The sequence below is a fragment of the Cedecea neteri genome, from assembly GCF_000758305.1.
Taxonomy (GTDB): Bacteria; Pseudomonadota; Gammaproteobacteria; order Enterobacterales; family Enterobacteriaceae; genus Cedecea; species Cedecea neteri_C.
The window spans coordinates 4,245,204-4,265,889 of the sequence record NZ_CP009458.1 but is presented as its reverse complement, the minus strand read 5'-3'; the positions used below and the strand labels follow the sequence as shown (position 1 = coordinate 4,265,889).

At 55.8% G+C, this 20,686-nt stretch carries 22 protein-coding genes, 1 tRNA gene and 1 riboswitch; of the genes, 15 read left to right on the top strand and 8 right to left on the bottom strand.

The window, feature by feature from the left end; all coding sequences use genetic code 11:
* The first annotated feature begins 138 nt into the window (after positions 1 to 138).
* The 4 genes from nac to zigA all read left to right on the top strand — a co-directional run bounded on the left by nac (position 139) and on the right by zigA (position 5,399).
* Positions 139 to 1,056, top strand: coding sequence for a nitrogen assimilation transcriptional regulator NAC (gene nac / locus LH23_RS19850; protein ID WP_039294946.1), 918 nt, complete (start codon positions 139 to 141; stop codon positions 1,054 to 1,056).
* Positions 1,057 to 1,162: 106 nt separating this feature from the next.
* Entirely contained in the window at positions 1,163 to 2,107 is a 945-nt protein-coding gene (gene cbl, locus LH23_RS19845; RefSeq protein WP_008458004.1) for an HTH-type transcriptional regulator Cbl, read from the top strand.
* 385 nt (positions 2,108 to 2,492) lie between these two features.
* Positions 2,493 to 4,037 (top strand): methyl-accepting chemotaxis protein, encoded by a 1,545-nt coding sequence (locus tag LH23_RS19840; RefSeq protein ID WP_039294943.1) that lies wholly within the window; start codon positions 2,493 to 2,495, stop codon positions 4,035 to 4,037.
* A 141-nt stretch (positions 4,038 to 4,178) separates the two neighbouring features.
* Complete coding sequence (gene zigA, locus LH23_RS19835; protein WP_039294941.1) at positions 4,179 to 5,399, top strand: zinc metallochaperone GTPase ZigA; 1,221 nt, start codon at positions 4,179 to 4,181, stop codon at positions 5,397 to 5,399.
* A 43-nt stretch (positions 5,400 to 5,442) separates the two neighbouring features.
* Here the strand turns inward: zigA and LH23_RS19830 are convergent, their stop codons facing one another.
* Genes LH23_RS19830 through tenA form a run of 4 tightly spaced genes read right to left on the bottom strand, consistent with a single transcriptional unit; the run spans position 5,443 to position 8,585 of the window.
* Positions 5,443 to 6,375 carry an ABC transporter substrate-binding protein gene (locus LH23_RS19830; protein WP_039294938.1) on the bottom strand — a complete coding sequence of 311 codons (933 nt, stop codon included), beginning with the start codon at positions 6,373 to 6,375 and terminating at the stop codon, positions 5,443 to 5,445.
* A 25-nt stretch (positions 6,376 to 6,400) separates the two neighbouring features.
* Positions 6,401 to 7,171 carry an ABC transporter permease gene (locus tag LH23_RS19825; protein WP_039294937.1) on the bottom strand — a complete coding sequence of 257 codons (771 nt, stop codon included), beginning with the start codon at positions 7,169 to 7,171 and terminating at the stop codon, positions 6,401 to 6,403.
* Positions 7,168 to 7,908 carry an ABC transporter ATP-binding protein gene (locus LH23_RS19820; protein WP_039294934.1) on the bottom strand — a complete coding sequence of 247 codons (741 nt, stop codon included), beginning with the start codon at positions 7,906 to 7,908 and terminating at the stop codon, positions 7,168 to 7,170. The genes LH23_RS19825 and LH23_RS19820 overlap by 4 nt, the downstream gene beginning before the upstream one ends.
* Complete coding sequence (tenA, locus tag LH23_RS19815; protein WP_039294931.1) at positions 7,905 to 8,585, bottom strand: thiaminase II; 681 nt, start codon at positions 8,583 to 8,585, stop codon at positions 7,905 to 7,907. The genes LH23_RS19820 and tenA overlap by 4 nt, the downstream gene beginning before the upstream one ends.
* A gap of 59 nt (positions 8,586 to 8,644) precedes the next feature.
* Positions 8,645 to 8,746, bottom strand: a riboswitch (TPP riboswitch).
* A 162-nt stretch (positions 8,747 to 8,908) separates the two neighbouring features.
* Between tenA and LH23_RS19810 the strand changes: the two genes are divergently transcribed.
* From LH23_RS19810 to LH23_RS19760, 11 genes are all read left to right on the top strand, one after another.
* Positions 8,909 to 9,931, top strand: a complete 1,023-nt coding sequence (locus tag LH23_RS19810) for an LLM class flavin-dependent oxidoreductase (RefSeq protein WP_039294929.1) — start codon at positions 8,909 to 8,911, stop codon at positions 9,929 to 9,931.
* Between the two features lie 24 nt (positions 9,932 to 9,955).
* Positions 9,956 to 10,531, top strand: coding sequence for a DUF1349 domain-containing protein (locus tag LH23_RS19805; protein ID WP_039294926.1), 576 nt, complete (start codon positions 9,956 to 9,958; stop codon positions 10,529 to 10,531).
* Between the two features lie 195 nt (positions 10,532 to 10,726).
* Positions 10,727 to 11,455: a MerR family transcriptional regulator gene (locus LH23_RS19800; RefSeq protein WP_039294923.1), complete on the top strand. Its 729-nt coding sequence runs from the start codon at positions 10,727 to 10,729 to the stop codon at positions 11,453 to 11,455.
* A gap of 228 nt (positions 11,456 to 11,683) precedes the next feature.
* Entirely contained in the window at positions 11,684 to 12,118 is a 435-nt protein-coding gene (locus tag LH23_RS19795; protein ID WP_039294921.1) for a nuclear transport factor 2 family protein, read from the top strand.
* Positions 12,115 to 12,834, top strand: coding sequence for an SDR family NAD(P)-dependent oxidoreductase (locus tag LH23_RS19790; protein ID WP_039294918.1), 720 nt, complete (start codon positions 12,115 to 12,117; stop codon positions 12,832 to 12,834). The genes LH23_RS19795 and LH23_RS19790 overlap by 4 nt, the downstream gene beginning before the upstream one ends.
* Positions 12,831 to 14,090, top strand: coding sequence for an NAD(P)/FAD-dependent oxidoreductase (locus LH23_RS19785; RefSeq protein WP_039294915.1), 1,260 nt, complete (start codon positions 12,831 to 12,833; stop codon positions 14,088 to 14,090). Before LH23_RS19790 ends, LH23_RS19785 begins: the two co-directional genes overlap by 4 nt.
* A 1-nt stretch (position 14,091) precedes the next feature.
* Entirely contained in the window at positions 14,092 to 14,814 is a 723-nt protein-coding gene (locus LH23_RS19780; RefSeq protein WP_039294912.1) for a DUF1365 domain-containing protein, read from the top strand.
* Entirely contained in the window at positions 14,811 to 16,031 is a 1,221-nt protein-coding gene (locus tag LH23_RS19775; protein WP_039294908.1) for an SAM-dependent methyltransferase, read from the top strand. The genes LH23_RS19780 and LH23_RS19775 overlap by 4 nt, the downstream gene beginning before the upstream one ends.
* Positions 16,028 to 16,561 (top strand): hypothetical protein, encoded by a 534-nt coding sequence (locus LH23_RS19770; RefSeq protein ID WP_039294906.1) that lies wholly within the window; start codon positions 16,028 to 16,030, stop codon positions 16,559 to 16,561. Before LH23_RS19775 ends, LH23_RS19770 begins: the two co-directional genes overlap by 4 nt.
* Entirely contained in the window at positions 16,558 to 17,085 is a 528-nt protein-coding gene (locus LH23_RS19765; protein ID WP_039294903.1) for a DUF3833 domain-containing protein, read from the top strand. The genes LH23_RS19770 and LH23_RS19765 overlap by 4 nt, the downstream gene beginning before the upstream one ends.
* 17 nt (positions 17,086 to 17,102) lie before the next feature.
* The gene (locus LH23_RS19760; protein ID WP_039294901.1) at positions 17,103 to 18,062 is read left to right on the top strand and encodes a YbgA family protein; all 960 of its coding nucleotides are present in this window, start codon (positions 17,103 to 17,105) and stop codon (positions 18,060 to 18,062) included.
* Between the two features lie 42 nt (positions 18,063 to 18,104).
* On the opposite strand, the gene LH23_RS19755 is transcribed toward LH23_RS19760, so the two are convergent.
* The 4 genes from LH23_RS19755 to mtfA form a co-directional block, all read right to left on the bottom strand.
* Complete coding sequence (locus LH23_RS19755) at positions 18,105 to 18,434, bottom strand: gamma-glutamylcyclotransferase family protein (RefSeq protein WP_039294899.1); 330 nt, start codon at positions 18,432 to 18,434, stop codon at positions 18,105 to 18,107.
* A gap of 187 nt (positions 18,435 to 18,621) precedes the next feature.
* Complete coding sequence (locus tag LH23_RS19750) at positions 18,622 to 19,422, bottom strand: MBL fold metallo-hydrolase (protein ID WP_039294897.1); 801 nt, start codon at positions 19,420 to 19,422, stop codon at positions 18,622 to 18,624.
* 256 nt (positions 19,423 to 19,678) lie between these two features.
* Positions 19,679 to 19,754, bottom strand: a tRNA-Asn gene (locus LH23_RS19745).
* A 100-nt stretch (positions 19,755 to 19,854) separates the two neighbouring features.
* Positions 19,855 to 20,652, bottom strand: a complete 798-nt coding sequence (mtfA, locus tag LH23_RS19740) for a DgsA anti-repressor MtfA (protein ID WP_039294895.1) — start codon at positions 20,650 to 20,652, stop codon at positions 19,855 to 19,857.
* Positions 20,653 to 20,686: the final 34 nt, after the last annotated feature.

The window sequence follows — 20,686 nt, the reverse complement described above, 5'->3', positions numbered from 1 at the left end:
AGTGCTTTATCAGTTTCTCTTATTCTCCAGCCTGTTAACGCGTTTGCGCCTTAAACGAAAAATGTGGCAAGCATATTGCAAAACCCATTACGACATCACTGCCATGACTGGCACTGGCATTCCGTAATAGGGGGCGAAATGAATTTAAGACGACTGAAGTACTTCGTAAAAATTGTTGATATTGGCAGCCTGACTCAGGCGGCAGAAGTACTGCACATCGCACAGCCGGCGCTCAGCCAGCAGGTTGCCACTCTGGAAGGGGAGCTGGATCAGCAACTGTTGATCCGCACCAAACGCGGCGTCACCCCGACGGAAGCCGGGAAGGTTTTATATGCTCACGCGCGGACGATTCTGCGCCAGTGTGAGCAGGCCCAACTGGCGGTGAATAACGTGGGTCAGACGATGCAAGGCCTTGTCTCTATTGGGCTTGCGCCGGGGATGGCGGCGTCTTCTATTACCATGCCGCTGCTGCAGGCCGTGCGCGCCGAGCTGCCGGATGTGCAGGTGTATTTGCATGAAAATAGTGGTTCACAGTTGAATGACAAACTGCTCAGCGGGCAGCTTGATATGGCCGTGCTGTATGACCGCACGCCGACGGCGGGGCTGACCAGCCAGCCGCTGCTGAAAGAGGATTTGTTCCTCGTGGGCACCCGCGACTGCCCGGGCAACAGCGTTGATTTGTCGGACGTTGCCGCCATGAATCTTTTCCTGCCGCGTGACTACAGCGCAGTGCGCAAGCGCGTGGATGAGGCTTTCTCCCTGCGCCGCCTGACGGCTAAAATTATTGGTGAGATCGAGTCTATTTCGACCTTAACGGCGGCCATCGCCAGCGGCATGGGCGTGACTGTGCTGCCGGAATCCGCCGCGCGTTCACTTGCCGACTCTGCCGGTGGCTGGATGGCTCGCATTACCAGCCCGTCGTTAAATTTGCCGCTGTCGCTGAATCTGTCCGCGCGTTTGCCGCTCTCGCCTCAGGCCCAGGCGGTAAAAGAAATTCTTATGTCTCTGGTCACCCGGCCGGCGCTGGAAAATCGCGAACTGATGCTGGTGGGCTAAGCCCGCTTATTACTAAATGGAATAGGTTGCTGGTTTTTATTATTTGTCCCGCCGGGGCTGTGACTTTAACAATGGTGTAAAGAACAGTCATGATCCCGGGGGCGATGTGAATTTCCAGCAACTAAAAATAATCCGCGAGGCGGCGCGACGGGACTACAATCTCACCGAAGTCGCCAATATGCTTTTCACCTCTCAGTCTGGCGTCAGCCGCCATATTCGCGAGCTGGAAGAAGAGCTGGGGATTGAAATATTCATTCGCCGCGGCAAACGGTTATTAGGTATGACCGAACCGGGTAAAGCCCTGTTGGTGATTGCCGAACGCATTCTCAACGAAGCCAGCAACGTACGTCGCCTGGCTGACCTTTTCACCAACGACACCAGCGGTGTGCTAACTATCGCGACCACCCACACTCAGGCTCGCTACAGTCTGCCAGTGGTGATCAAAGCTTTCCGCGCTTTATTCCCTGAAGTTCGCCTCGAACTGATTCAGGGCACGCCGCAGGAAATTGAATCACTGTTGCACAGCGGGGCGGCGGATATCGGCATTGCCAGTGAACGCCTGAGTACCGATCCTCTGGTGGTCGCCTACCCGTGGTTCCGCTGGTATCACAGCTTGCTGGTTCCGCAGGGGCATCCGTTAATTCATACCAGCCCGCTCACGCTGGACGATATCAGTCGCTGGCCATTGATCACCTACCGGCAGGGCATCACCGGCCGTTCCCGTATAGATGAGGCGTTTGCCCGGCGCGGTTTAACGGCTGATGTTGTGCTCAGCGCGCAGGATTCCGACGTGGTAAAAACCTACGTGGAGCTCGGCCTGGGTATTGGGCTGGTGGCCGACCAGGCCAGTGGCGAAGAGGGAAGCCTGGTGCGACTGGACACGCGTCACTTATTTGACGCGAATACCGTCTGGCTCGGGATCCGCCGCGGGCAACTGCAACGTAACTATGTCTGGCGTTTTATTGAGCTGTGCAACCCGGAGCTGTCGGTCGAAGAGATTAAGCGTCTGGCGCTGGAGCCAGAAGAACCCGCCATCGATTATCAAATCTGATATTTCCCCGCCCTGATCAGGGTAATTCAGGGTTGTTAATAAAACATTAAATAATTAAATAAAGCGGCGCAGGGTGAATTTATATTTGCCGCGCGCTTGCTGTATTTAAAAAAATAGTGTTAGGCAAAGTATCGCCCTCGTAAAAATAGAATAAAAAAACGTTCCCTATCGCAAATCATCGATCAATCGCAAATCAATTAATAGCTTTCAGCTATCCATCTGGCCTGACCATAAGAAAAAACCGATCAAATTCATAAAGTTAATCTGGATATATCCGATAAGCCTGTACGAGGTGCTTCCATCCCTTTGTGCTATTTATTTTCTGCTGTTTCGGCCGCAGAGGATTTTGCGCATTCATAAAAACAGGCTTCCCAAGGGAGAAAAAATGTCACTACATGATGTAAAAATTCGCAGCAAGCTAACGCTGACGATTGCCATTTTTATTGTGCTGATGGTCTTCAGCTCAGGGCTTTCTTTGCTCAGCCTGAGTCGGGCAAATACCGGCATTCAAACGATTGTTAATAATGATTACCCGACAACCGTTAAAGCCAACGATTTGATTGAAAGTTTCCAGGAGTTTGTGAACACGCAACAGCTAATGCTGTTGGATGAAGCGGGTACTTTTCGCCAGAAATCAGAAAAACACCTTACGGAGATCAGTGCGCATATTACCGCGCTGCTGGCGGACCTGAACAAGTCCAGTACTGACGCCGCATCACAAAAAGCGCTGCGAGAGCTGGCTGATATTCGTAAAGAGTATCTGGACTCGCGTTTTCGTATTTTACAGGCGGTGCAGCATAACGATCGCGCCGCCGCCCTGCAGGAAATGATGGCCACTACCATTCAGGTGCAGGAAAAATACAAAGATAAAGTGCAGGAACTTATCGTTATCCAGAATCAAAAAATGACCGCTGCTGGCCAGCAGGTTGATAAAGATTACCACGCTAACCGCCTGGTCACTGTGCTTCTGACCTTGCTGAGTATTGCGCTGGGCAGCCTCATTGGCCTGTTTGTGGTGCGGTCCATTACTCGCCCGCTGGTGCGTGCGGTTGAGTTTGCCGGTGCGATTGCCGAAGGCGACCTTACGGGCAGCATCACGGTCACTCATAAAGATGAAACAGGCGAACTGTTGCAGGCGCTGATGAGCATGAAAGTCCGCCTGCAAGAGATTGTCCATCAGGTTCAGCAGGGGTCGGAAACTATCTCTTCTGCCGCCGCGCAAATCGTTGCCGGGAACCAGGATCTTGCGGCTCGCACTGAAGAGCAGGCCAGTTCTGTAGAGGAAACGGCGGCTTCCATGGAGCAGATCACCTCCACGGTGAAAAACACCTTTGACCACACCAACGAGGCCACCAAGCTCTCTTCCGAAGCCGCAACAGTGGTGAAAAACAACGGGCAGATGATGTCTCAGGTCACCAGCAAAATGCGTGTGATTAATGAAACCTCCAACCGTATGTCGGACATCATTAACCTTATCGACTCTATTGCGTTCCAGACGAATATTCTGGCGCTGAACGCGGCGGTGGAAGCGGCTCGCGCCGGGGAACATGGCCGCGGTTTTGCCGTGGTTGCCGGGGAAGTTCGCCAGCTGGCGCAAAAAAGTGCTTCATCGGCGAGTGAGATCAGAAGTCTGATTGAGAACTCAACTACCCAGACTCGTGAGGGCATGGGGCTGGTGGAAAAGGCGAACGTGCAGATTGCCGGGATGATCAACAATGTGCAGGAAATGAACACCATCCTCGGGGAGATCAAGCAGGCCAGCCAGGAGCAAACTGACGGTATTTCCCAGATCAACAGCGCCATTGGCATGATTGATTCTACCACCCAGCAGAACTCCGCGCTGGTGGAAGAGTCAGTTGCCGCTGCGGCATCTCTGAATGACCAGGCGAAGCAGCTACGCGACCTGGTCCGGGTATTCCGCCTGCAGTAATTCAGCTTTCCTTCTCAAAGCCAGCGTTAGCTGGCTTTTTTCATTTCTAAGCACGGTTTTTATCTCCGGCATGACAATGTCACTTATTGTTGTTATGTTATAACATATCAATAATAGCTACGTAGTCAGTAAGGAGTTGCAATGTCATCGTTAACACAGGCCGACAATCGGCCAAAGAAACTGCCCGTTACCGTGCTGTCCGGTTTTTTGGGGGCCGGAAAAACCACTTTGCTGAATCATATTTTAAATAACCGGGAAGGGCGGCGGGTGGCGGTGATCGTCAACGACATGTCCGAGGTGAACATTGATGCAGCCCTGGTGCGCGAGGGCGGTTCCAGCCTGACGCGCACTGATGAAAAGCTGGTGGAGATGAGCAACGGCTGCATTTGCTGCACGCTCCGCGAAGATCTGCTGGTGGAAATCAGCCAGCTTGCCCGGGAAGGGCGTTTTGATAATCTGGTCATCGAATCTACCGGTATTTCCGAACCGCTGCCCGTGGCTGAGACATTCACTTTCGTGGATGACAAGGGCGAAAGCCTGTCCGATATCGCCCGGCTCGACACCATGGTGACGGTGGTGGACGGTTTTAACTTCCTTCGGGATTATGAATCCTACGACAGCATTCAGTCTCGCGGCGAATCCATGGGCGAAGAGGACGAACGCACCGTGGTTGACCTGCTGATTGACCAGATAGAATTTTGCGACGTGCTTGTTCTCAACAAAACCGATCTTATCGGCGACGCAGAGAAACGCCGCCTGATGTCCGTGCTGCATTCCCTTAACCCACGGGCAAAAATCATCACTTCGGCGTTTAGCCAGGTTAGCCTTGATCAGGTTCTGGATACCGGGCTGTTTGACTTCGATGCCGCCGCTCAGGCGCCGGGCTGGCTAAAAGAGCTGCGCGGGGAGCATACGCCGGAAACCGAAGAATACGGCATTCGTAATTTTGTTTTTCGCGCCAGACGCCCCTTCCACCCGGCACGCTTCCAGATGGTGACCGACGGCGGGCTTAAAGGCGTTATTCGCTCCAAGGGCTTTTTCTGGCTGGCGAGTCGCCCTAATCATGCGGGCTCATGGTCCCACGCCGGTGGCGTAATGCGTCAGGGGCTGGCAGGGATGTGGTGGGCCAGCATTCCCCGTGAACAGTGGCCGCAGGATGCCGAAAGCCTCCGGCACATTTTAAAACACTGGGAAGATGGCATCGGTGATGCGCGCCAGGAGATTGTTTTCATCGGCATTGATATGGATGAGGCGAGTCTGCGCGAGAAGCTTGAGTATGCCTTACTCACCGATGCCGAAATGGCAGAAGGCCCTAAAGCCTGGGCGCGGTATTACGATCCGATTGATGCCTGGTTTGACTGACTGAAGGCCCGGCTGCCCGTTGGCGGCGGCCGGGCAATCTGGCTTAGTGTAGCTCCACGGCGTAGTCATCTACCGGGGTGATTTTCTTGATCAGCTTGTTATCAAACAGGAACTGCTCGTAGGCCTGGTAGCGGGCGCGGTCGAGTTTAGCCGGGTCGGCAGCAAACAGCGGCAGGCTTGCCTGCCAGGCCTGCTTATTCAGCTCGGTGTTCAGTTCCGCATGGGCTTTGGCAAAAGCCTGCCAGGTTTCCTGCGGATGCGCCTGCAAATACTCATTCCCCTTTTTCAGCGCGGCGAGGAATTTTTTGATCTTCGGTTCACTGGCCGTTTTACGGTTTGCCACAAAAATCAGCTCATCGTAGGCCGGGACGCCGTAGTCCTCGACGTTAAACACCACCGGGGGTTTCCCCTGGAGCTTCAGCTCGAGCGCCTCAATATTGCGGTAGCCGCCAATCACCGCATCCACCTGGCCGGTCAGCAGGGCGCTGGTAAGCTGGAAGTTGACGTTGATGAGTTTCATCTCTTCCGGTTTGACGTGCTCATGCTCAAACATGGTGGCAAGCGTTGCCTGCTCAATACCGCTGACGGAATAGCCGATTTTTTTGCCTTTGAGATCCGCTGGAGATTTAATGTTTTTATCCAGCGTCATCACCGTATTCAGCGGGGTGTTAATCAGCGTCCCGACGCGCACCAACGGCAGACCCTGATCGGCAAAAAAGTGCAGCTGGGGTTGGTAGGTAATCGCCAGATCGGCCTGCCCGGCAGCAACCAGGCGCGGCGGCAGAGCCGGGTCAGACGGGGGAATAATCTTCACATCCAGTCCTTCAGCCTTAAAAGCGCCAATTTGTTCTGCCACCATAATCGGCGCGTGATCGGGGTTAATGTACCAGTCCAGCACCAGGGTCAGCTTTTCGGCGGCGGAGGCCTGAGCGGCAAAGGCCGCGGTGAGCAACAGGCCACACAGCGTTTTTTTCATCTTCTTAATTCCTTAATTAAGGCGGTTATTCGTTGTTTTCAGGCGACCAGACAATCAGCCGCCGGAGCAGGGCATCGACCGCCAGCCAGAGCAGGACGGTCATCAGGACTAAAATAAACAGCGCGGCAAAGCAGACGTCGGTTTGCATGCGGGCGTTGGCGTTCAGCATGACGTAGCCCAGCCCTTCCGCAGAGCCCACCCATTCGCCAATAATTGCCCCGATGGGGGCGACGGCGGCAGCCATGCGCAGCCCCGAACCAAAAGCAGGCAGCGCGGCCATCAGTCGGACGTGTCTGAGCTGCGCCCAGCGTGAAGCCCCCATGGTGCGGGCGAGATCCAGGTAGTCGTTATTCACCCGCCGCAGCCCGTCAAAGAACGACGACACCACCGGGAAGAAGATCACCAGCACCGCCATCGCCACTTTGGCGCTCATGCCAAAACCGAACCAGAGCACCAGCAGCGGCGCCAGGGCAAACACCGGGATCGCCTGGCTGGTGAGCACCAGCGGCATCAGCCAGCGCTGGAGCCGGGGGGAAAACATCATTCCCAGCGCCAGGCCTGCACCGAGGAGCACCCCCAGAATTAACCCGCTGATTATCTCTGAGGCGGTGACCAGCGTGTGCCAGGCGAGATAATCACGGCCATCCCATAAAGCCAGTGCCACCGAAGCGGGAGAGGGCAAAAGAAAGGCGGGAATATTGCCGAGGGTGAGCAGGTACCAAAGCAGCAGCAGCCCGGCAAAAACGGTCAGCCCACGGCGCAGGCGGGTAGCATGGGTTTCTGAAGTCAGCTTCATTCGGCCGCCCTCATCAACTGTTGCAGCAGCCCGGCCTGGCTTTGGAGCAGATCCACATCGTCCGGCGCGCGCGGCGGTTGTCCGGCAATAACATGCGTATCGTCAATGCCCGCAGGCCAGCGGGAGAGCACCAAAAGGCGATGACTGAGCCGGCAGGCTTCCATCGGATCGTGGGTGATCAGCAGTACGGTATTTTTCCTCAGCAAATCTGCCGCCAAATCCTGAATGGCCGTGCGGGTGATGGCATCCAGCGCTGAAAATGGCTCATCCATCAGCACTATCGGGCGCTTTTCGTAAAGCGTTCTGGCGATGGCGGCACGCTGCCTCATCCCGCCCGATAGCGAAGCTGGCAGGGCTTTGGCATAGCCAGCCAGCCCGACCTGCTCAATCAAATGCTCCGTCCATTGCCTGTCGACCGCCTCACCACGCAGGCGAGCACCGAGGGCCACGTTCTGCTCAATGCTAAGCCACGGATAGAGTAAATCCTTCTGCCCCATCCAGGCGATTCGCCCGGCAACCGGCAGGCCGTCGCTGCAGGTCACGCTTCCTGCACTGGCCTGCGCCAGTCCGGCGATAATTTTTAGCAGGCTGGTTTTACCGGCCCCGCTCGCGCCCAATAGCGCCACGAAGCTGCCGCCGGGAATATCAAAATTCAGTCGCTCAAAAATGGTCTGCTGACCAAAGCGCAGGCTGAGATCGCGAACCTGAATGCCCGGCGAAGTCGCGCTGTCGATCATGAGGCATTCAGCCCCATCTGCCAGAACGCGGATTCAAGCTGCGTCGCGGTGGTAAAAATCTGCGATAGCTCCGGGAAACGGCTTTCCGCGCCACGCTGCTGACCTACCGTTTCGAGCAGCTGCACAGCGGCCTGCACGCCGGTGAGATAGCCTTCATCGCCATAGTTACGAATCCAGTTTGCGTAGGGATTGCCTGTCATCACCGTGTCGGGGCTATGCAGCAGGCCAAGGCCGATTTCTGCATACCCGGCCACGCAGGGCAGCAGCGCAGCCAGCAGATCGAGCGCGTCGCCAGAATGGCCAATATCCAGTACGTAACGGGTGTAATTCATGGTTTCCGGCGCTTCCGCCTCGGCCGTCATTTGCGCCTCGTCCAGCCCCCAGCCTTGACAGTAAGCCACATGGAGCGGCAGCTCGGAGACAATGGCATTCAGCGATGCGGTCGCGGTGCGCATCTCCGGCAGCGTGCGGAGCTTGCTCACCAGCAGGGCGTAGGCGCGGGCAAAGTGGATCAGGAAAAGATAATCCTGAGTCAGGTAGCGCTGAAATGCGGCTTCAGGCAACGTGCCGGCGGCAAGCTGCTGAAGAAAAGGGTGAGCGACATAATCCTGCCAGTGCTGACCGGCCTGCTCGCGCAGTCGTCCGTAAAGACCGTTTTCGAAAAGTGGGATGTACATGGGACCTCCTGAGTAAGTGGAGATCCGGGCGCGCAGAGGTATGAACAGACAATAACAGAGCTGTGATTGCCGACCGTCCCTTCGCTGGCATGACCCAGATCAGGTTCAAAGGGTTCGGCTTGCGCCATCTCAGCCCATACAGGACACCCCTCGGAGGTGCCTGTTATACGACATTTACTTTTTGATTACAATCGCCGGGCGCTGCGCCTGACTCTGCTAAAACCGACGATCCGTTTAGTGCGGTATCGCAATATTTTGCTGGCACTCGGGGCGGGAATTTTGTCACTGTAGGCCGGTTACCCCGAGTCTAAGGACGATATCCGATGAAAAAGATTGGCTTTCTCTCGTTTGGCCACTGGTCGCCCGCCGCCCAGTCCGGCACGCGCTCTGCGGCGGATACGCTGCTGCAGTCCATCGATCTTGCCGTTGCCGCCGAAGAGCTTGGCGCGGACGGGGCTTACTTCCGCGTGCACCATTTTGCTCGCCAGCTAAGCTCGCCTTTCCCGCTGCTGGCGGCCATTGGAGCAAAAACCAAACGCATTGAAATCGGCACCGGCGTGATCGATATGCGTTATGAAAACCCGCTTTACATGGTAGAGGATGCGGGCGCGGCGGACTTGATATCCGGGGGGCGTCTGCAGCTTGGGATTAGCCGTGGCTCGCCGGAACAGGTGATCGACGGCTGGCGCTACTTTGGCTATGTGCCGGGCGAAGGCGAAACCGAGTCTGATATGGCGCGCCGCCATACAGAAGTGTTCCTCGAGGCGCTGAAAGGGGAAGGCTTTGCCGAACCGAACCCACAGCCGATGTTTCCTAATCCGCCGGGGTTGCTGCGTCTGGAGCCGTTTTCTGCCGGGCTGCGCGAGCGTATCTGGTGGGGGGCAAGTTCCAACGCAACCTCGGTTTGGGCGGCGCAGCTAGGGATGAACCTGCAAAGCTCCACGTTGAAAACCGATGAAACCGGCGAGCCGTTTCATATCCAGCAGGCGAAGCAAATTCGCGCCTATCGTGCCGCGTGGAAAGACGCGGGCCATAAGCGTGAGCCACGCGTTTCGGTTAGCCGCAGCATCTTCGCGATAATGGATCAGCGCGATCGCAACTACTTTGGCGGCAGCGGCAAAGAAGGCGACCAGGTTGGCTACATCGAGCCACAAACCCGGGCTATTTTCGGCCGCAGCTATGCCGCCGAGCCGGAACTGCTGATTAAGCAACTGGCGCAGGATGAAGCGATTGCCGAAGCCGACACGCTGCTGTTAACCGTGCCAAACCAGCTGGGCGTGGACTATAACGCGCATGTGATCGAATCTATTCTCAAGCACGTTGCGCCGGAGCTGGGCTGGCGTTAAATCCAACAGGGAAAGGGTCAGGCTATGAACACGGATTTTTATTGGATCAATGCGCCAAAAGTCTGGCGCGAAGGCGACGGCACGCTTTCTGTGGTGACCGACGAACAAACCGACTTCTGGCGCAAAACATGGTACGGCTTTGAGCGTTTCTCCGGCCATTTTTATGGCTGCGACGTGCGGGGGGATTTTACCTTCCAGGTGAAGGTCAACGCTGAATTTAGCGCCCTCTACGACCAGGCCGGCGTCATGCTGCTGGGGGATGAATCCCACTGGTTAAAGGCGGGCATCGAGTTTAACGACGGCGTGCCTGCCATTGGCAGCGTGCTGACGCTGGGCCATTCCGACTGGGCAACCGGTGTGTTTCCCGGAAATGCGAATCTGTTCTGGATGCGCCTGACCCGTAAAGGTGACAGCCTGCGGTTGCAGTATTCCGTTGACGGCAAAACCTGGCCGCTACTGAGGCTGGCGCATTTCCCTGGATTCGACACATGCAGGGTAGGCGTGATGTGCTGCACCCCGCAGCGCGGCGGTCTGGCGGTGAAATTCGAAGACATTATGCTGAGTGACGCGCTGGATAAAGCGTTGCACGATTTAAGCTAATCATCCCTTTCGTCGCTCGACGCCCCGCCAGACTTTTCTCTGGCGGGGTTTTCATCTTACGTGGTATTCAAGCCGGTAACCGGGTGAACGTTTTCGGTTTGTTCATTGAAAAAAGAGTGCAAACCCCTGGGGCTTCATTTAGCCCGTTATAATTCGTAGTATATTGTGAGTATTCATGGTTATCAGGTGCTCTTCATGTCTTACTCCATCGGCGAATTTGCCCGGCTGTGCGGGATAAACGCTACCACGCTCCGTGCCTGGCAGCGCCGTTACGGTCTGCTCAAGCCCATGCGAACCGATGGTGGTCATCGGCAGTACAGCGATGCCGATATCCAGCAGGCGCTTAACATCCTCGACTGGGTGAAAAAAGGGGTGCCTGTCAGCCAGGTGAAGCCGCTACTGGCCCGGCCTGAAACGCGCCGGGCGAACAACTGGCTTGGCCTGCAGGAAAGTATGCTGCAGCGGCTGAACGAGGGAAAAATTGAATCCCTTCGCCAGCTTCTCTACGATTCAGGCCGGGAATATCCGCGCGCGGAACTGGTAACTGAGGTGCTGCGCCCGCTGCGCAGTAAAGTCTCGGCTAACGTACCGGCCATCATGACCCTGCGCGAGATCCTCGACGGCATCATTATCGCCTACACCTCGTTTTGCCTTGAAGGGGATAAAAAAGCGCCCGGTGACAACTGCCTGATTACCGGCTGGCACCTGAGTGACCCCTGTGAAATCTGGCTGGAAGCGCTCAGACTCACCGGCCAGGGGCACCGTATCGACGTGCTTCCCGTTCCGCCAGCCGTTCTGGCCCCGGAAATCTTTCCTGATCGAAAATGGCTGCTGGTCACCTCCGGTAAGCTGACGGCGACCCGTAAAAAGCAGCTTGAACTCTGGCAACAGCAGGGCGCTACGCTCGAGATTATTCCCCTCTAGGATCGTTTTCCCTCTCCACAACATGCTCATCAAATGACCTGCTGAAAATATGGCGGGTCGAGATTTGCTGTCAAAAAATGAAATTTTCCGCATTACATCGACGTTTCTAGTGTATTGAAATAATTGTATTTTTAAAAATATCACATTTCAAACTTGGACAAATTTAAGTATTTGTGCAAGTTTTAAGTATACGATAACGTCAGGTGCTTCACCGCGAGGGTGAAACTCATGGGCACAATGCCAACCGCCATTCATCGCTTTGTGGATTTTTACGCCGGGCTGGACAAGCAGTCGCCCTCGGCGCTGGCCGGGCTTTACGCCGCCGAGGCCATACTCATCGATCCGTTTGGCGAGCATCGCGGGTTGGCTGAGATCCAAAGCTACTTCGCTCACCTGTTGGCCAGAGTGACGTCCTGCCGTTTTGCTATCGATCCCCCGCTGTGTGATGAGGCGCGTTTTGCCGTCAGCTGGACAATGCACTGGTCTCACCCGAAGGTCGCCGGGGGAGAAGGGCTGTCCTTGCCTGGTTGTTCGGTCGTTGATCTCGAAAATGACCTGATCGTTCGCCAGCGCGACTACTACGATGCCGGAGAAATGCTGTATGAACATTTGCCCCTGCTGGGCTGGGCGGTTCGCAGCGTGAAAAGCAGGGTGCGCCCATGATGACTGTCCTCATTACGGGCGCAAGCTCTGGCATCGGTGCCGGGCTGGCAAAATCCTGGGCTGATGACGGCCATCGCGTCATTGCCTGTGGCAGAGATGCGGCGCGATTAGCAATGTTGCAGCAGCACAGTTCAAACATCGTGGTACGTCAGTTCGATATGACCGATCGGGATGCCAGTCGCGAGGCGCTGGCCGACTGCCGGGCCGATCTGGTCATCCTCTGCGCGGGAACCTGTGAGTATCTGGATAACGGTCGGGTGGATGCCGCGCTGGTTGAGCGGGTGATGACGACCAATTTTCTTGGGCCGGTCAACTGCCTGGCCGCCATTCAGCCGCAGCTTGTTTCCGGCAACCGCGTCGTTCTGGTCAGCTCGATGGCCCACTGGTTGCCTTTTCCACGGGCAGAAGCCTATGGCGCTTCCAAAGCCGCGCTGACCTGGTTTGCCAACAGTCTGCGCCTGGACTGGGAGCCGAAAGGAATTGCCGTCACGGTGGTTTCTCCGGGCTTTGTGGACACACCGCTCACCCAAAAAAATGATTTTTCCATGCCAGGCCGGGTTAGCGTTGATGTTGCGGTGAGGGCGATTCGCCGTGGCCTAGCTAAAGGCCGCAATCACATTGCTTTCCCGACCGGATTCGGCCTGATGATGCGCCTGCTGGCGGGGATGCCTGCAGGTCTACAGCGTCTCTTTTTGCGCAGGATGGTTCGCCCATGAACATCGCTATTATCGGCAGCGGCATCGCCGGGCTGACCTGCGCCTGGCGACTTGCCGGACATCATCAGGTGACTCTTTTTGAAGCGGAGTCCAGCCTGGGAGGACATACCGCCACGGTGGATGTGGCTACGCCGCAGGGCAGCTATGCCATCGACACCGGGTTTATTGTCTACAACGACAGGACTTATCCGCGTTTTATGGGCCTGCTGAGCGAGCTTGGCATCCGTGGGCAAAAAACGCAGATGAGTTTTTCGGTACATAATCCGCAAAACGGGCTGGAATATAACGGCCACACATTTAGCTCGTTGTTCGCCCAGCGTCGAAACCTGATTAACCCGGCATTTTGGGGGCTGCTAAAAGAGATAGTCCGTTTTAACCGGCAGGCAAAAGCCGCGCTGGCGGGAGAGGTTGATCCCCAGGCGACGCTGCAGGACTTCCTTGCTCAGCAACAGTTCAGCGCCTTTTTTGCACGGCACTACATTTTGCCCATGGGGGCCGCTATCTGGTCCTCTTCGCTGGAAGAGATGCGCCGTTTCCCTCTGGCGCTGTTTCTGCGCTTCTTTGAGCACCATGGCCTGCTGGATATCACCCAGCGTCCCCAGTGGTACGTGGTACCCGGTGGTTCGCGGGAATACATCCGGGCGATGCTGGCGCAACTGGGCGAAAGGCTGACCGTGCATCTTAACGCCCCGGTGCAGCGGGTTAGCCGTTATCACGACGGCGTTAACATCCAGCTGGAACACTCAAGCCAGGCATTCGATCAGGTGATTTTTGCCTGCCACTCTGCTCAGGCGCTGGCGATGATTGAACACCCCACTCAGGCCGAACGTGAAGTGTTGGGCGATATTGGCTGGCAGCGTAACGAGGTGGTATTGCACAGCGATCGCCGCTGGTTGCCGGTGCGCGAGCGCGCCTGGGCAAGCTGGAACTATCGCCTCAGTTCGCAGGAGCGGGCCAGCGCCTGCGTCACTTACAACATGAACATTCTGCAGGGGTTGCCGAAAGAAGCCCCGCTGTTTTGCGTGACGCTTAACCCGGAAACGCCCATCGAGCCCCGCTTCATCTGGCAGCAATTTGTCTATGAGCATCCGCTCTTTAACCCGCGAAGCTGGCGTGCACAGGCGCGTCGCGGCGAGATTAACGGCCAGCAGCGAAGCTGGTTCTGTGGTGCCTACTGGTACAACGGTTTTCATGAAGATGGCGTGCGCAGTGCGCTGGATGTGGTGCATGGGCTTGCGGCTGGAGGAGGGCAATAAGATGAACAGTTGCCTTTATGAGGGGATCTTGCGCCACCGCCGCCTTCAGCCTAAAACGCATCATTTTACCTATCGCGTGTTTATGGCCTGGCTTGATTTAGACGAGCTTAATGTGCTGCCGGGGATTGGCATCCGTCGTAACCGTTTCGCCGCTGCCGCTTTTCACGATGCGGATTACCCGCTGGGCACGCCGCTCAAAGAGAAGGTCCTCGCGCGGCTGAAAGACCTGACGGGGGAGCAGCCTGAAGGGCGAGTTATGCTCCTGACCCAGCTACGCTACTACGGGTTCCACTTTAATCCGGTCAACTTTTACTACTGCTATGACGGCGACAACAGCCTGCGCTGGGTTCTTGCCGAGGTGCGTAATACTCCCTGGAACGAGCGCCATTACTATGCTGTCGATGGGCAGACGCCACGTCCGAATGAAAAAGCCTTCCACGTCTCGCCGTTTAACCCGATGGACATGGTGTACCACTGGCGTTTTAACCCCCCTGGCAAAACGCTGCATATGCATATTGAAAATCATCAGGCCTCGAAAGTGTTTGATGCCACGCTGTTGCTGCGTCGCCAGCCCCTGACGCGCAAAAATCTGACGTCCATGCTGCTGCGTTTCCCGGCGATGACGTTAAAAACTGCGGTCGCCATTTACTGGCAGGCGCTGCGGCTGTGGCTCAAACGTGTGCCTGTTTACAATCATCCGGCCAGCAGGAGTGAACGTTCATGACCAATCCCGCCTTTGCGCTTGAACCTGATGTGCCGCGCAGCATCCGTATCGCACGCTGGCTGCTGTTTCGCTTGTTGAACGGCATAGAGCAAGGGTCTGTCACCGTGCGTGAAGGATCGCAGACCTTCCATTTCGGCGATGCAGCCGCCTCACTTAGCGCCGGGGTGCAGGTTATCTCCCCGAGGGTTTACTGGCGAGTGCTCACCGGCGGGAGCCTGGCAGCCGCCGAAGCCTGGATGGACGGTGACTGGGAGACCGAAGAGTTAACCCCGTTGCTGCAGATTCTTGCGCTAAACGGGCGCGTTTTAGGGCGGCTGGAAAACGGTTTCCGCCTGCTGGGTAAACCCGTGGAGCGCTTTCGCCACTGGACGCGGCGTAATCACCGGGAGCAGGCGCGGGAAAACATCGCCGCACATTATGATTTGGGAAATACCTTTTACTCGCTATTTCTCGATCAAGAACTGCTTTACTCCAGCGCGCTGTTTGCCTCTGAGGAGCAGGATCTTGTTCAAGCCCAACGTGCAAAAATGGCGCGTCTGTGTGAACAGCTGACGTTAAAGGCAAGCGATCATCTGCTTGAGATTGGCACCGGTTGGGGGGCGATGGCGGAGTACGCCGCTTCTCACTATGGCTGCCGGGTTACCACCACCACGCTGTCCCAGGAGCAGTACGACTGGGCGAAGGCACGTATCGCCCGTGCGGGACTGCAGGACAGGGTCGAGGTGCTGCTTTGCGATTACCGGGATTTGACCGGGCACTATGACAAGCTGGTTTCGATAGAGATGATCGAGGCCGTAGGGCAGCGTTATCTGCCCGCGTTCTTCCGCACCTGCCAGGCACGCCTGCGCCCCGGCGGGAAAATGGCGATTCAGGCCATCACCATTCAGGACCAGCGCTACCGGGACTACAGCAAAAGCGTCGACTTTATTCAGCGCTACATATTTCCCGGCGGTTTCTTACCCAGCGTGACGGTGATGAGCGACCTGATGACCCGCCACACCGACTTTGTCGTGCGTAACCTGCTTGACATGGGACCTGATTACGCCCGCACGCTGGCGCACTGGCGGCAGCGTTTTGTTCATGCCTGGCAGGAAATTGAGGCGCTGGGATTTGACGACCGCTTCCGCCGGATGTGGCTGTATTACTTTGGCTACTGTGAGGCTGGGTTCAACGCCCGCACCATCAGCGTGGTGCAGTTGACCGCAGAGCGGGTATGAAACGCTATCTGCAAGTGTTCCTGCTGCTGTGGCTGAGCGCGCTTTCGTCAGCTACCCACGCTGCCGACTGGCTTAGCTGGCACAAAGTGGGGGACGCGACCCTGACCTGGGGGCCGTTTACCGTCTATACCTCTCAGTTGCGCACGCCGGACGGGCGCTATCAGGGGCTGACGCAAGATCAGGCGCTGATCATTACCTATAAGCGCGATATAGACCGCCAGGCGCTGGTGGATGCCACCCGCGAGCAGTGGCAGGCGCAGGGCATTCTCGCCAGCGAACCGAGAAGTGAGGCCTGGTTGCGGATGCTGCAAACGCTTTGGCCGGATGTCTCGGCAGACACGCAGCTGGCTTTTGTTCTGACCGACGGCCAGGGCCAGTTCTGGTATCGCGCTTCTGCGGCGCAAAAAAGCTTCACGCCATTAGGGCCGCGCCAGACTGCAGATTTCAGCCGCCGTTTTCTGGCCATCTGGCTGGGGCCCCGGACGCAATATCCTGAGCTGCGTCAGCAGCTGACCGGAGGTGAAAAATGAAACGCATACTGTTACTCGCGCTGGGCGGGCTGATGCTGTTGGCCGGCTGTAGCACCGAGATTACGGATTACCGTCACCAGCAGCCCTCGCTGGATATCTTCCATTATTTCCAGGGCAAAACTGAGGCGTGGGGCATGGTGCAGGATCGCAGCGGGAAACAGCTGCGCCGCTTTCACGTTGAGGTCGACGGCGATGTGGTGGGGGATACCCTGACGCTGAATGAGCACTTCATCTATGACGATGGTGAAAAGCAGCAGCGGGTGTGGCACATCCGCCGCGTCAGCGCGGAACGCTACGAAGGTACGGCCGGGGATATCGACGGCGTGGCGACGGGCCAGGCCGCAGGCAACGCTTTTAACTGGCGCTACAGCATGAACGTGAAAGCCAACGGCAGCACCTGGCTGCTGCACTTTGACGACTGGATGTACCTCCAGGATGACAGGCATATTTTCAATAAAACCGAGATGAAAAAGTTTGGGGTTACCGTAGGCACCGTCACGCTTTTCTTCACCCGTAAAGCGTAGTCAGAGAGGATAAAGCGATGAGCACCAAACCTGTGATTGGGATCAGCGGCTGTTTAACCGGTACTGCCGTGCGATTTGACGGCGGGCACAAGCGCATGGCCTTTGTCATGGAGGAACTGGCGCAGAGTGTGACCTTTAAACCTGTCTGCCCGGAAATGGCGATTGGGCTGCCTGTTCCCCGGCCTGCACTGCGCCTGGTTAAACTGGGCGAAGGGGAGGTCAGAATGCGGTTTAGCCAGGCGCCGCATGACGATGTCACGGAAAAAATGGCCGATTTTGCCACGAACTACGTCTCGGGGCTGGATGGACTGACTGGGTTTATCGTTTGTGCTAAATCGCCGAGCTGCGGGATGGAACGTGTCAGGCTGTACGACGTGAAGGGCAATCCTGGCCGCAAAGAAGGCGTGGGGATGTTCACAAAAGCGTTGCTGGAGAAATTCCCCTGGCTGCCTGTCGAAGAAGATGGCCGCCTGCACGATCCGATGCTGCGGGAGAATTTTGTAGAGCGCGTTTTCGCGCTGCATGAGCTGAACACGCTGCGGGCTAATGGCCTGAGTCGCCGCGCGTTACTCGATTTCCATAGCCGGTACAAACTCCAACTACTGGCTCACCATCAGGCGGGCTACCGCGAGATTGGGCCTTTCGTCGCCTCGATGCATCAGTGGGACGACCTGGATAGCTTCTTTGTAGCCTACCGTGAGAAGCTAATGGCTATCCTGAAAATGCCCGCCTCGCGGAAAAATCACACCAATGTGTTGATGCATATTCAGGGGTATTTTCGTCCAAAGCTGAATACTCGCCAGCGTGGTGAGCTGCGGGATGTGATCCTGCATTATCGCGACGGATTGTTGCCGATCCTGGCTCCCCTGACGCTGCTGAAACATTATCTGGCGGAATACCCGGATAGCTATCTGCTGACGCAGAATTACTTTAATCCTTATCCGGACTATTTAGCGCTGCGGCTCGGCGTAAATTAATCGACTAAAAGGAGGAGGCCGAACCTGCATTCGGTCTCCGGTTTAACGCTGCGGCTGCAACTCATAAATCCAGGCGGTGACGGTGCGGCCATCAGGCGTGGTGACCTCGACCTCAACCCGGTTGTATCCGTCTTCAAACTCGTCCAGCATGGGCCAGTGCTTGCTCAGGTTTTGGGATAAAAACAGATAGCCGTGAACCTCCGGGCCATTTTTATCCAGCACGATGCCGGGGAAGTCGGCAGCCGCTCCCCAGCCGCGTTCGTAAAAAGTGCCGCGCACATAGCCGGGCAGCCACTCGCCGCCAATGTTTTCCATAATGTGGGCGTTAACGTGGCCGGGACGAAGCGTGCCGTAGACAAACAGTGATTCCATTTTTCCTCAACGCGTAAAACCGCTAAATCAGGACCAGAACAGGGGATTTAACATACGGAGTATCGGGGCGACTGGCAACGGGAAAGCAGGGGGGATTAATTCAAGGGATACATGCTGATGAAAAATCGTCGGCAGCCTGGTACTGTTCAGTGGCGGTGTCGTGATAGTCACTCTGTTTATTTAAACCCTAGCCAAGAACATAAACATCACCCGTTGCCGGAGAGACTGCTTCTGGCAACCACAAGCTGCCCCATTTACCCGTACAATGACAACCCAGTATTTTATCTGGTTTATGGCGATGTAGAAATTGCCTTACCTTCCAGAGCTTAAGGGGTGACGCACAGCGTAGATGAAAGCCACCGAAAATAGCATGAATATGATTTATCCCGGTTATATTCTGGCAGTGGCGTACGATATCAATCAATCCACGGTGACCACAGCCGATAAAAATGATCAGCCCAGAGTCGGATTTATAAATTAAAACTCCTTCATCTTTTACATAATCCGTTTCCGTATTTTTACGACCGAGAACGCCGTAGGCATGCGGTTTGGCTACAGGGATCTCTCCTGACCACATAAAACGTTCCCCGATATGTAGTGGGGTTCTGCTGTACTCCATGCGAAAACGTAAAAAATCATTATCCAGTGATAATTTTTTTATTCTGGCGGTATAGCCTGAAAACCTTACTGCCGAGTAGCGCTCATTCGCCACCATGGGATGGCATATTATCCGGCATGAATCAGAGAGCCACGGAACACCGCCACAATGATCATAGTGACCGTGGGAAAGTACAGCCGCGGTCAGGTTTGTCAAATCGACGCCCATTAAACCTGCGTTGTGCATGAAGCTATCATCAGGGCCGGTATCAAACAGAATTGAATCATTTTCATCCTGTATCAACAGACTAAGTCCGGCCTTAGCACGCAGCAAATTTTTAGCTCCGGGTTTAAGTCGGTTTTCCAGCAGGACGCTGACGGTTATGGACATGTTCGCTCTTCCCTGAAGTGATTCGTTACCGCCAGGCGGCGATAACTCTGTGAGACGCAGTCAATAATACTTCATTCCTGGAGGGGAGCACGATTTATATACAGGCAGCTTTTGCTTATCTGAAAGCAATGTATGAGGAGGAAGGCAGGGCCTAACTAAAGCTGGGATGCTTTAATGACCACAAATTTTTCCCGATTCAAAGATGTATGATAAGCAAAAAGCCCGCTTAAGTTTCCTTAAACGGGCTTCTTAAATATGGCTCCTCTGACTGGACTCGAACCAGTGACATACGGATTAACAGTCCGCCGTTCTACCGACTGAACTACAGAGGAATCGTTTGAACGGGGCAAATATTAGCGTTAGCCATAAAACCTGTCAACAGTAAAAGTAACGCATTAATTCATATGGTTAAATTTACGCCGCGTTGCTGATTTAATGCACCGTATTTCCGGCAGTGCCGGGGGAGTTTTCACGCTCAACCAGCCGCTGGAGCGGATCCTGCCCGTAGAACTGGCAAAAGCGCTGGTAAAGTGAGGCGAAACGCGGCGTGAAAAGCTGTGGCGCGCTGAAGAAATATTCGGAAAGCACGGCAAAACATTCTGCTGGGTCGGTGGCGGCATAGGCGTCGATGCTGGCGGCATTTTCGCCCACCATATCAATTTCATCCTGAATGCTATCCATTGCGGCATGGAGGTCGTGCTCCCAGCCGGCCACATCACGCAACGCGATTAACGGCACGCCGCTGGCGCGGTCGCCGTTGCGGCTGTCCAGTTTGTGGGCAACTTCGTGAACAATCAGGTTAAAGCCGGAGGCGTCGAAGGAGTCCTGCACGTCCAGCCAGTTCAGAACAATAGGCCCCTGCTGCCAGCTTTGCCCGGACTGCACCACGCGCTGGCTGTGCACCAGGCCGAAGTCGTCCTGCCATTCGTCATCCACAATAAACGGCGCGGGGTAGAGTAAGATTTCGTGGAAACCGTCCAGCCATTCAATGCCCAGCTCCAGCACCGGCAGGCAGAACAGGAGCGCAATACGGGCACACTTGAGATCATCCAGCTCAAAACCCTGCAGCGGCACCAGCCTTTTTTGCTGTAAAAAACGATCCGCAAGGCCAATTAATTTCTGCTGCTCGGTTTCACTGAGTGATGCCAGCACGGGAATGGCTAACGCTTGCTCCCACGGTAACGCGGGGGCGGCGCTTGAATCGGTTGCTTTCCAGGGCCACTTAATCATGTTACTTGCTCGCAAAGTCATCGTTTGAACTGAA